We start from the raw sequence: 11837 nt of genomic DNA, 5'->3' as shown, positions 1-11837 counted from the left end.
ATGAGCAATAAGGTCATCCTTGTTGTTCTAGATGGACTGAACTATCAGGTAGCCCGTGATTGCATGGGCTACCTCAATGGTCTTCTAGAACAAAGTCGTTCCCAACAAGAAACTCGCGCAACGCTTTATCCTGTGCAGTGTGAGCTGCCCTCTATGTCTCGCCCACTTTATGAGTGCATTTTAACGGGCGTTCGCCCTGTAGAAAGCGGCATCGTAAACAACAATATCGTTCGTCTATCCAAACACGATTCCATTTTCAGTTTGGCAAAAGCCCAAGGAAAAGTGACCGCTGCGGCTGCCTACCACTGGGTAAGTGAGCTTTATAATCGCGCGCCATTTGAACCTGTTCGCGATCGTTTCACGCATGATGAAACCCTGAATATCCAGCACAGCTGCTTTTACCATTGGGATCATTATCCTGATGAAGCCTTGTTCCTGGACGCAGAGTATTTACGTCGAAACTATCAACCTGATTTCTTATTGATCCATCCGATGAATATCGACGATACAGGACATAAGTTTGGCCTAGACTCTCGCCAATACCGCAATTGTGTGCGAGGTGCAGACATTATTCTTTCCAACTACATCGATCAATGGCTTGCTGATGGGTATCAAATCATTGTGACCAGCGATCATGGCATGAACAACGATCTTTCTCACGGTGGGATTTTACCTGAAGAGCGAGAAGTTCCCCTGTTTGTCATTGGTGATAAGTTTACCCATCAAGATTGTCATATTAAGCAAACTGATATTTGTGGCACCGTTTGTCAATTGCTAAACCTTGACCACACGAAGCCATACACTCAGGAATTGTTAGCACTATGAGCAGTTCAGTCCTCTCCCCAAGCTCCAGCGAATCACGCTCAAATTTGGCAAGTACTTGGTTAAAGCGCTTTAAGCCAGCCATTTGGTTGGTGCCTTTCGCGCTGTTTTTCTACCTATTTCAACTCGCACCGATGATTTGGGTGCTGTTAAACAGCTTTATCTACGATGGCGAGTTTGCCTTCGATAACTACATTGAAGTGCTCGACTCCGCCTTTATGATGCAGGCGTTTGGCAACAGTTTGTGGTTAGCTATATGGTCGAGCATTTTTGGCTTAGCCATTGCGACTCTGTTGGTCTCTTCTCTACGCAGAGTCGATTCTAAAGTCCGCGACGGTGTGATTGCGTTTACGAACATGAGCAGCAACTTTGCAGGCGTACCTCTGTCATTCGCTTTTATCATTATATTGGGCACCAATGGGGCGATTACCCTTTTGCTCAAGCAGTATGGCTTACTCGGTGATTTCGACCTTTATGGTAAATGGGGTCTGCTGGCCATTTACATCTACTTCCAAATCCCGCTGGCGGTGTTGTTGCTCTACCCTGCGTTCGACGCGTTGAGTGATGATTGGCAAGCCGCTGCTGCGCTACTGGGAGCCAAAACATCACAGTATTGGGCGAAAATCGCGCTGCCAGTGCTCTCACCAGCCTTATTCGGTACCTTTATTATCTTAATAGCCAACGCAATCGGCGCATATGCGAGTGTTTATGCGCTGACCTCCGGTAACTATAACGTCATCACAATTCGAATTGCGAGTCTGGTATCGGGAGACCTGTTCCTTGAACCTAATCTCGCCGCTGCAATTTCGGTGATTCTAATGGCGTTACTTGCCTTTATCACAGTGATTAACCAATGGCTCATTTCGAAAAGCTATGCAGGTAGGAAGTAGTCATGAACAACGTTAATACTCGATTTCATAAAACGGTGGTTTATTCCATTGTTGGGATCATGCTCATCCCGATTTTAGCGACCTTTGTCTATTCGCTTTCATCACGCTGGGGCGCCACGGTGCTTCCAGATGGTTTCACTTTTGATTGGTACGTTAAATTGCTGACCGACCCACGCTTTTTGCAAGCATTTGGGCGTTCGCTGTTTATTTGTATTGCTTCGCTAACCCTCAGTGTGATTCTAGTTCTGCCAGCGATATTCGTGGTGTTTTACTACTGTCCAAGGCTCGATAAGCTCATGAACGTATTGATTTTGCTACCATTCGCTGTACCACCAGTGGTGTCCTCCGTCGGCTTGCTTCAACTTTATGCTGACAGGGAAATCTCCCTTATCGGTACTCCTTGGATTCTAGTAGGTACTTACTTCACCATCGCGTTACCGTTCATGTATCGTGCGATTTCTAATAGCTTCGAAGCAATTAACCTTAACGATTTAATGGACGCTGCACACTTGCTAGGAGCAAGCACAACCAAAGCGTTTTTGATGGTCATTTTACCTAACCTCAAAAAAGGACTGATGGCATCGCTTTTCCTTTCATTTTCATTTCTATTGGGAGAGTTTGTGTTCGCCAATATTTTAGTCGGCACACGTTATGAAACCCTGCAAATCTACTTGTATAACATGCGTCAGACGAGCGGCCACTTTACGTCTGCCTTAGTGATGACCTACTTCCTATTTATTTTTTTACTGACTTGGTTGGCAAGTCGTTTCAGCCGAGGAGTCAAACAATGAGCTACGTAACAGCGAAAAATCTGACTAAACGTTTTGGTGATAACACCGTATTTGAGGACATTCACTTTAACATCGAGCAAGGTGAATTCATTACGCTGTTGGGCCCTAGCGGTTGTGGTAAATCGACACTACTTCGCAGCCTTGCTGGGCTTAACCCTGTCGATGGAGGCGAGATTTGGGTAAACGGAGAAGATATCACGCATCAAGTCCCGCAAGAGCGTGGTATTGGGATGGTCTTTCAATCGTATGCGCTGTTTCCCAATATGACCGTCGAAGGCAACATTGCATTTGGCTTAAAAATGAAAAAGCTTGCGAATGATGATATTCGACGTGAAGTGGCTAAAGTCATCAAACTGGTGGATCTGGCAGGTAAAGAAAAACACTATCCGCATCAACTTTCTGGCGGTCAGCGCCAGCGTGTCGCACTCGCTCGAGCGTTGGTGGTGAAACCTCGTATATTATTGCTTGATGAGCCACTTTCTGCGCTTGATGCCAAAATCCGCAAACATCTTCGTCAGCAAATCCGAGATATTCAGAAAGAGATGAATCTCACCACTATCTTCGTAACTCATGACCAAGAAGAGGCGATGATTATGTCTGATCGTATCTTCCTAATGAGTAAAGGGGAAATTGTTCAAGCAGGAACACCTGAAGAAATTTATACTCATCCTGCTAACGAGTTTGTGGCCGGTTTCATGGGGCACTACAACCTTGTAGAGGCCAATAAAGCCAAGCAACTCTTCAATATTGATACCGAATGGAAAGTAGCGATTCGCCCAGAGTCTATATATGTAAAAGAGCAAGGTCGTCAATATGATAGCCACATCTCAGCGCCACAAGTAGGTACGATCACCAACCACCAGCTTCTAGGTAATGTTATTCGCTATCAAGTGAACGTTGAAGAGTGTGAGCTCACTGTTGACTTGCTTAACCGCTCTTCAGAACGCTTACTAGCGAATGGCAGCCAACTAGAGCTACTCTTTAACCTAAACGAAATTCAACCAGTGAGAGCCTAAACATGTCCAAACCTTTGTATGTTTTTGATATGGATGAAACCCTAATAAACGCTGACTGCGCAATGATTTGGAACGAGTTTATGGTTGAGAGAGGCATCGCGACTGATCCTTTATTTATTAAGGAAGATCAGCGTCTAATGGCCTTGTACTCTGAAGGCAAAATGGACATGGAAGACTATCTAGCGTTCTCCATGAAGCCGCTAGAAAACATTCCGATTAAAGAAGTAAACGCCTTGGTTGAAGAATGTGTTGAAAGCCATATTTTGCCTAAACAGTTCCCTCAAGCCAAAACTCTGATTGAGCAACTGTCTCGTGATGGTATAGATATGGTTATCATCTCTGCCAGCGTCACTTTTTTGGTGGAAGCCGTTGGTCGCCGTCTTAATATTCCAACCGCACTTGGCATTGATTTAATCGAGAAAAACAACAGTTATACTGCTGAAATCGACGGTGTCCCTAGTTATCGTGAAGGTAAAGTCACACGCTTAAAACAGTGGCTAGAAAATCAGGCTGAGCCTTATTCAGAAATCCACTTCTATACCGATTCAATCAACGATTTGCCGCTCTGTGAGTACGCGGACTACGCTTACCTGGTAAATCCATGCCCACGCCTAAAAGAACACGCGAATCGATCAAACTGGATGCTATTACGTTGGAATTAGGCTTCAGTCTTTATAACAATAAAGGGCAGCTAACTGCTGCTCTTTTCCTTTAATTGTCTGGTTATACGTGAACTCAAATTTGAGACTATCGAAAAAACAAACACACCAGTAACAAAATGGCGTAAGCCATGTCGAATTATTAAAAATAATGAAGATTTAGCAGTGTGATATGACAAGATTTATATAACCAAAATGGATAAAGGAAGGGTCATCTATATCTCATGATGTATTCAAATTCGACAGTCAAGCTTTCCAGGAACAATAGAACAACATATTCACAATCCAGACTAACGATAATGAAAACATTGATTTAAGAATTAACATTTTAACAATCATTGCAACAATGTTAACTTTAGCTCCGTTGGTCGCGCTGGTGGTAAGCCTCTCACCAAGCCTATTGTCAGTTTTATATGGACGTTCGACCACCTCCAAAATGAATAGACACCCAATTTGGTGCCCTTTATTACGCCCGCAGAGGAAATTCTTTGCGGGCTTTTTTCTTCCAGCTTTATTGGTCTGGTAGTAAAAACAAAAAAGCCAGCCTTAAAGGCTGGCAAGTAGAGCAACAAGGTCAGTGCTTACTGCTAACTAGCACTGAACTCGTATTGGATTCATTTTCGTCTGTTAGTCTCTTTATCGGCAGTTATGACTTGCTTGCTTTCTCTTTGTGGCACGTTACCTTTACTAACTGTTCTTGCTCATCTTTAATGTTTTTCACGATACGCTCATCGCGTGCGTGGATGGCATCCATATTCATTTGCTGAATATCTGCTACAGCTTCATGCTTCATTTCAGAAAAGTCCTGACGTAAATCTGAGCTCCACTCCTCTTTGTCTAAAGTGTTAGCAGCAGCGATTGGTGATGACATTACAACAATAAGACTTAGAGTAGATAGAAATACGCTTTTCATAATAAGCTCCTTGAGGATTAGCAGTTCATTTTAGTTACAATTTATATATTGCACATACGATGCCAACTTTTATTTTGTTACTTTTCAATAACTTAAACAAGTCCATATTTTCATCATTATCTCCATCTGGTAAATTTCGCTAACCAAGTGTTAAATTAACCAAGGGAATCAAAAACGCAAATGCATTCATAAAAAGAATGATTTATCAGGGGATTTTCTCGCTGTTCTTTCATCGAATAAATTACGTAACAACCCACTCTAGAACTGCTTTGAATCAAAATACAGAAATAAAAAAGCAGCCCGAAGGCTGCTCCTAATCGTTAACATCAAGCTTGTTAACTCTATGTATTTACTTCAACGCTCGACGTCACTGGCGACTTTCTGAAACGATTGATAAAGCGATGAACAAACCCCTTAATCGATCTAAAAATATTTTTAATATCTTCAAGCATTAAATACAAACAAGGCACCAGCACTAAAGTCAGAACCGTTGCGTACAACACCGCAAAGCCCAAAGCTACAGCCATTGGTATGACAAAACGCGCCTGCAAGCTCGTTTCAAACATAATCGGCAATACACCCGCAAACGTCGTTATTGAGGTGAGCGTGATCGCTCGAAAGCGTGCACAGCCCGCTTCAACCACCGCTTGTTTGATGTTCATACCCTTTTCTCTCACTTGGTTTACGTAATCTGTCATAACTAGAGAGTCGTTGATAACCACGCCAGCAGCGGCGATCAAACCAAATGTCGACATCATACTGATATCCAAACCTAGCCAGAAGTGGCCCCAAATCGCCCCCGTCAGACTAAATGGAATGACTGACATTACAATCAAAGGTTGGGTGTAACTTTTTAACGGTACGGCTAACAAGATGTAGACGATGATCATGCCTGCAATAAAGAACAGAATCTGTTCATTACGCTGCGCTGCTTGCTCTTCAATATCACCACCCAATTCCGTTTTCACACTCGGGAAGACTTGCTTCATTTCCGGTAAGATATTGTCGTCGATGACCTTCACGACTTCTTGAGGTTCAACCAATTCTTCGTCTATCGAACCATAGACATAAACGGTTTGATACCCGCCTTCACGTCGAATGCTACTCACGCCCGGCTGCTCGTTGATCTTCACCACATCACCCAGCATGACCTTCTTACCTGCTGGCGTGGTAATCACAGCGTAACGTAATGATGAAAATGCTTCACGTGTCAGTTGCGGGTAACGCACCATAACTTTGATTTCTTCACCATCACGAATAAGACGCTGTGCTTCACCACCGTAGAAGCTGCCACCCACTTGCTCTGCGATCATGGTGAGATCCAGTCCGAGATCGTACGCTACAGGCGCAAGAGAAAGGAGCACTTCTTTGCTTCCTGAATCAATAGAAGATGAAATATCGTATAACCCTTCTTCCTGCTGTAAACGCTCTATCAAGTAACGCCCAGCCTCGTTCAATTCATTAATATTAGAACCAAACAGCAAGTAACCAAACTCATCTCTGTCACCGCCACCCGCGCTCTGCTCGCGGATTTTGATACTCTTCATTCCAGGAATAACTGGCATAGCTTCACGCCAACGTCGAGCAAGTTCAAATGTATTGAACGGGCGTAATTCCTCATCAACCAATGGCACCAAAACACGGCCTTCGGTACGGCTTCTGTTGTATGAAAGCACATCACGAATCATACCTTGACCATGTTCTGCGATGGTCTCTGATTCAATTTTTTGCATCACACGTTCGATGGTCTTAAGAGCACTGATTGTTTGCTCACTTGAAACGGTATCGTTCATTTCAATAGTGATCGCAGGATAATCAGTAGGCACTTTAGGGTTAGGGATCACCCGAACATAATTCGCGTTGATCAAAGCCGCACTGATCAGCAGCAAACCGCAAAACACAGCAAACACTGTCCAGCGCCAATGCGTACATGTCGTGACAAAGTTACGATAAGTGCCGTTTACAAAGCCAAAAAAGCGTTGGTTAAATCGGTCACGCCAGCCACCAGGTTTAACTGGCTTAAAGTGAGTATGTGCGAGGTGAGCAGGAAGGATTAACTTCGATTCAATCAAACTGAAGATCAAACAAAGAATCACAACGCCCGCAATACCATAGAAGAAAGCACTGTCAATACCGCTAGACAACAAGAAAGGGGCAAACACGGCAATTGTGGTTAAAACGCCAAAAGTAGCTGGCGTGGCAACACGTTTTACGCCGCGAACCACATTTTCTACGCCACCGCCTTTCTCTTCAATTTCGCTGTAGGCGCTCTCTCCCATCACGATGGCGTCATCGACTACAATACCGAGCACCATAATGAAGGCGAAAAGAGATACGATGTTTACCGTGATCCCTAATGCAGGCATCATCATCACCGCGCCAAGAAAACACACTGGTAGCCCAATCATTACCCACATTGCCAAGCGAAAGCGCAAGAAAATGGTCAGCATAATCGCCACTAGAGCAGCGCCTTGCAGCAAGTTTTTCAACATCATGTCGAGACGACCATTTAAATAATAGGTCGTATCCACTAAGACTTTGAGCTTAACGTCCTGCGGCAATGTCTTATTTTTTGCTTCGATATAATTACGAACAGACTCGGCAACAGGGATAATGTTCTGATCACGAGTTGCTTCAACAGACATGTAGATCGCATTTTGCCCTGAGTACTCAAAGTAGCGCTCTTCTTCCGTAAAGCCATCTTTGATCGTGGCGATATCTTGCAGTAAAACCTTCGCACCATTTGCGCCAAGCTTTACAGGAATATTCCTAAATTCATCACCACGGTAGTACTGATTTTCAATCCTTACTGCGATCATCCCTGAGTTTGTTTTGACTTCGCCCGCAGAAAAGTTGGCAGAATAACGACTGATCGCGCTGCTGATATCGCTCAACGTCAAGTCGTATTTACGAAGAACAAGTGGATCAACTTCAATCGCTATCTCTTCCTCTGGTGCACTCAAATACACCAACATGACATTTTTGAGTTGAAGTAATTCATCCTCGACTTGCTTAGCAATGGGTTTGAGCTCTTCAAGCGGTCGGTCCCCAACTAACCCCATTTCTATCACATCTTGACGCCACTCAACTTGGTAGACATTGATCGGTTCCATACCGGCAGGTAAGTTGGATAAAGTATCAATGCGTTGATTTACATCATCCAAGACACGCTTGATATCAGCATTAACGTCTACCTCGATAGAGACATACGCGCTACCTCTAGAGGCCGTTGAGACCGTTTTTTTAATCCCGGTGACATCTTTAATCGATTCCTCAACCTTAACGAGAATACTTTCTTCAATTTCTTGAGGTGAAGCGCCAGGATAAGTCGCACGAACATCAATGTAGTTCACCTCAATGTTCGGAAACATCTGCCTTTGAATAAAGAGAAAACTCACCACACCCATGATGATGATGAACACCATCAAAAGGTTAGCAGCGACGGGGTTATTCGCAAAATAGGCAATTAAGCCCTTTTGTTTAGTATCTTCCATGACAAACTCCTACTTACTGTACGACGGTTTCGGAGTCGTCACTCTTTTTTGCGATTTGTACCGCCATGCCTTTTTGAGGGTACTCCGGCAAGGTAAGTACCAACTTATCACTTTGCTCTAAGCCTTCCCCCACAAGTAAAAACTCACCTTCTGCTCTCAAGACCGTTACCGTCCGAGGTTGAAGTTGATTCTCACCATTCACTACCCATACCGTGCGATTTTTGACTAATTCCTGTGGCAGGCGATAGATATGCTTTAGCTCCTTACCTGTAAAGCTCACTTCAACGTAGGAGCCAAATTTAATTGGAGGCTGCTGATTATCAATACCATATGGGTCTGCGATTTGAATGACCATGTTAATCATTCGGGTAGCGCTATCAATCATGCCTAAATCACGAACCACTCGACCTTCTCTAGTGGTAGAAAACACACCTTGCTGCGTTACTGTCGCAGTGAGCTCACCAATGGATTCGGGTAAAAATGCACTATCAAAACCGGCAATTGGTACGTGCACCTCCGCCACTTCAATGTTGTTTAGCGTGGCAACTCGAGAGCCAGATGTGACAAATTGACCAACACCAATATCACGCTCAACAACCAGCGCATCGTAAGGTGCAACGACTTTGCAATTTTCTAAATCTCTTTTTGCTCGTTTGAGTGCTGCTTGAGCCGACTTCACTTGCGCTTGCGCGCTCAAAACGTGAGGCTTACGTAAATACAGGTCTGTCACTTGCTTATCGCTCAGTCTCTTGGCCTGGCGTTTTGCCACTTCCGCTTTGGCTTGCTCCTCAATTAAGCTCGCACGTGCGCTAGCTAAATTGGCTTCGGCTTGCAAAACCGACGCTTCGTAGTTGTCACTTTCAATCGTGAACAGTACTTCTCCTCGTTTCACGATCCCACCCGTTACAAAATTAGGGTGCCAACTTATCACTTCACCACTGACTTGCGCGGAAAGGTGTGTTTTTTCAAAAGGGACTAACTCACCATGGCTGGTTATCACCACTTTATGATCGGTAGGAAAAAGAGAAGAAGCCTGAACGGTAGGCTCTGTAATGGCATCTTTGGTTGACTCTTTTTCCGGAGCTGTCGCGGCGATTGCGGCATATCCTGCATAAGAGCCACCAACGACAACGAAAGGTAAAAGCCAACGTAATACGGGTTTTGCTAACATCGAAAATCCTTTTTTATTGTTGTTTTCATCACCATGCTTTTATTAAATCTTTGACTCCCTGTAAGCATGATGGTGAGGGAATTACATTTGAATAGACGTCAAAGCAGCGCGTACCTTGCTTTTTCGGTTGCTAACTACAGAGTTATTGCCAATTCAAAGTTAATAAAATTAACAAAAAATTAACCAACTTCGCAAGTTGCCCTGACTTAACTCTTCTTTTGAATAGCAAGGGACGTGCCAGGCATTTATTTATTAAAATTCAAATAGTTATTATTACTCAACTATTTTAACCAGTGTGCTATTGGTCATAATCACCAGATATTAGTGATTATGACCAATTCAGACACAATCATAATTAAAATAAATGATTATCTGCGTTCAAAAAGGTGAACTTAATCCCGAGAACATGACAATTCATTGATTAATAGCCCGTTATCCAACCTTGTTGGATGCACGCTGCGGCAACTTAGGTCTATAATTTCCGATAAGTAACACTCTGTAAGACAAGGAAATGTACTTTGTTACATACACTCGCTAAGCTACTCTTCCCTTCTTTATTCACAATTTTGTCGGCATGTTCATCCGTGTCATTGAACGATCCCAGTGAAAAATCCACTAGCTTCCAACTTGGGTATCAAGGTGACTCCGTGCTTGCACAGTACTTTGAAGCTTACGGGAAAGACCCAAAGTCAATAACTGGCTTTTCCCCGTTAAATCAAGGACACGATGCCCTTCTTGCTCGCACCTCTTTAATCGAGTCCGCACAAAAAAGCCTTGATCTTCAATACTATATTTACCGTGGTGACGAAACGAGTCAGCTAATAACGTGGCGCTTGTATGAAGCGGCAAAGCGTGGAGTCCGAGTAAGGCTGTTGCTTGACGATATGCAAAAGCGAAACGATGACGTGATGGCAGCCCTCAATGCACATCCTAATATCGAAATCCGCTTATTCAATCCGCATCAGTATCGCGACTCCCGCTGGTTCGCACTTGCCAGTGACTTTGAACGTCTTAATCGCCGTATGCACAATAAATCTCTGATTGCAGACAGTGTTTCTGCCATTGTCGGGGGTAGGAATATCGGCAATGAGTACTTTTCTTTTGAATCACAAGTCGAATTTGGTGATTTTGATCTACTGCTCTATGGTGAGGCGGTACAACAAACTGCAGATCAGTTCGACCTCTATTGGAATAGCGCCTATGCGATACCAATGGAATGGATAACACCGGACTCACAGCAAATTACCGACCTGGCGATTCAAAAGCAGGTCGACAAACTCCAGCTAGAGGAAAAGTTCTCAACCGGCCGTTATGACTTCACTAAACTGGATATGTACCAAGCTCTCAAACAAGGCAATCTCAAGCTCTACTGGGGAGAAGCAAAAGTATGGTTTGACTTACCCGATAAAGTTGCGACCCGAGAGAGCCAACTTATTGATAATTTAACGGAGCTGGTTAAAAGTGTTGAACATTCATTTGTTCTTATCTCCCCCTATTTCGTCCCAACCGAAGTCGGCACACAAGCATTGAGTAACGCGGCCAAGCGAGGCGTTGATATCACGATTGTGACCAATAGTCTCGCCTCTAACGACGTGTTTGCCGTGCATGGTTGGTACGCAAAATATCGAACAGACCTACTCGAAGCTGGGGTCAAGCTATGGGAAGTAAAAGCGAGCGCGAAACTCAAAAGCAAGTGGAGCCTCACGGGGAGCAGCAGAGCAAGTTTACACGCAAAAGCAATGACGATTGATGACAAAACTCTGTTTGTTGGCTCGATGAACTGGGATCCACGTTCAGCCGCTTTGAATACCGAAATGGCCGTTGTTATAGAACAGCCAGAATATGTGCAAATGTTTCTAGAACAACTGCCGAATCAATTGTCGAATAACGCCTATGCCTTAACTCTACGCGACGGAGACATTGTCTGGACTGACATAAAAACAGGCAAAGAATATGATTCTGAACCAGAGGCCGGAGTATGGCGAAAAATGGGCGCTTGGTTCTCCGGCATATTGCCAATTGAAGATCAGCTATAACAATTGCCAATGTTTCAAAACCTCCCCGATAAAGCAATACAAGAA

Annotated in this window: 9 protein-coding genes; 6 read left to right on the top strand and 3 right to left on the bottom strand. The window is 43.9% G+C overall.

What is annotated here, in order from left to right; translation table 11 throughout:
* Genes NDJ01_RS20385 through NDJ01_RS20365 form a run of 5 tightly spaced genes read left to right on the top strand, consistent with a single transcriptional unit; the run spans position 1 to position 4181 of the window.
* On the top strand, positions 1-825 hold the full coding sequence (locus NDJ01_RS20385) for an alkaline phosphatase family protein (protein WP_258587234.1): 825 nt from the start codon (positions 1-3) through the stop codon (positions 823-825).
* A complete protein-coding gene (locus NDJ01_RS20380; RefSeq protein WP_033906313.1) occupies positions 822-1712 on the top strand; it encodes an ABC transporter permease subunit in 891 nt (296 codons plus the stop codon). The genes NDJ01_RS20385 and NDJ01_RS20380 overlap by 4 nt, the downstream gene beginning before the upstream one ends.
* A gap of 2 nt (positions 1713-1714) precedes the next feature.
* Positions 1715-2503, top strand: coding sequence for an ABC transporter permease (locus tag NDJ01_RS20375; protein ID WP_258587233.1), 789 nt, complete (start codon positions 1715-1717; stop codon positions 2501-2503).
* Positions 2500-3519 (top strand): ABC transporter ATP-binding protein, encoded by a 1020-nt coding sequence (locus tag NDJ01_RS20370; protein WP_005373862.1) that lies wholly within the window; start codon positions 2500-2502, stop codon positions 3517-3519. Before NDJ01_RS20375 ends, NDJ01_RS20370 begins: the two co-directional genes overlap by 4 nt.
* 2 nt (positions 3520-3521) lie before the next feature.
* Positions 3522-4181: an HAD family phosphatase gene (locus NDJ01_RS20365; RefSeq protein ID WP_258587232.1), complete on the top strand. Its 660-nt coding sequence runs from the start codon at positions 3522-3524 to the stop codon at positions 4179-4181.
* A gap of 643 nt (positions 4182-4824) precedes the next feature.
* Here the strand turns inward: NDJ01_RS20365 and NDJ01_RS20360 are convergent.
* From NDJ01_RS20360 to NDJ01_RS20350, 3 genes are all read right to left on the bottom strand, one after another.
* Positions 4825-5091 (bottom strand): hypothetical protein, encoded by a 267-nt coding sequence (locus tag NDJ01_RS20360; protein ID WP_046873807.1) that lies wholly within the window; start codon positions 5089-5091, stop codon positions 4825-4827.
* 341 nt (positions 5092-5432) lie between these two features.
* Entirely contained in the window at positions 5433-8585 is a 3153-nt protein-coding gene (locus NDJ01_RS20355; protein ID WP_258587231.1) for an efflux RND transporter permease subunit, read from the bottom strand.
* Positions 8586-8598: 13 nt separating this feature from the next.
* The gene (locus NDJ01_RS20350; RefSeq protein ID WP_006741362.1) at positions 8599-9756 is read right to left on the bottom strand and encodes an efflux RND transporter periplasmic adaptor subunit; all 1158 of its coding nucleotides are present in this window, start codon (positions 9754-9756) and stop codon (positions 8599-8601) included.
* Between the two features lie 518 nt (positions 9757-10274).
* Here NDJ01_RS20350 and NDJ01_RS20345 point away from each other — a divergent pair.
* Complete coding sequence (locus NDJ01_RS20345; protein WP_046873810.1) at positions 10275-11792, top strand: phospholipase D family protein; 1518 nt, start codon at positions 10275-10277, stop codon at positions 11790-11792.
* Positions 11793-11837 lie beyond the last annotated feature (45 nt).

It is taken from the genome of Vibrio sp. HS-50-1, from assembly GCF_024747315.1.
Classification (GTDB): Bacteria; Pseudomonadota; Gammaproteobacteria; order Enterobacterales; family Vibrionaceae; genus Vibrio; species Vibrio diabolicus.
This window is presented reverse-complemented; position numbering and strand designations above follow the sequence as displayed.

What these genes read in the sequence shown, in the direction of transcription:
- NDJ01_RS20380 (WP_033906313.1), top strand. Translation starts at nt 822, where the DNA reads ATGAGCAGTTCAGTCCTCTCCCCAAGCTCCAGCGAATCACGCTCAAAT.
- NDJ01_RS20355 (WP_258587231.1), bottom strand. Translation starts at nt 8,585, where the DNA reads ATGGAAGATACTAAACAAAAGGGCTTAATTGCCTATTTTGCGAATAAC.
- NDJ01_RS20375 (WP_258587233.1), top strand. Translation starts at nt 1,715, where the DNA reads ATGAACAACGTTAATACTCGATTTCATAAAACGGTGGTTTATTCCATT.
- NDJ01_RS20385 (WP_258587234.1), top strand. Translation starts at nt 1, where the DNA reads ATGAGCAATAAGGTCATCCTTGTTGTTCTAGATGGACTGAACTATCAG.
- NDJ01_RS20365 (WP_258587232.1), top strand. Translation starts at nt 3,522, where the DNA reads ATGTCCAAACCTTTGTATGTTTTTGATATGGATGAAACCCTAATAAAC.
- NDJ01_RS20360 (WP_046873807.1), bottom strand. Translation starts at nt 5,091, where the DNA reads ATGAAAAGCGTATTTCTATCTACTCTAAGTCTTATTGTTGTAATGTCA.
- NDJ01_RS20350 (WP_006741362.1), bottom strand. Translation starts at nt 9,756, where the DNA reads ATGTTAGCAAAACCCGTATTACGTTGGCTTTTACCTTTCGTTGTCGTT.
- NDJ01_RS20370 (WP_005373862.1), top strand. Translation starts at nt 2,500, where the DNA reads ATGAGCTACGTAACAGCGAAAAATCTGACTAAACGTTTTGGTGATAAC.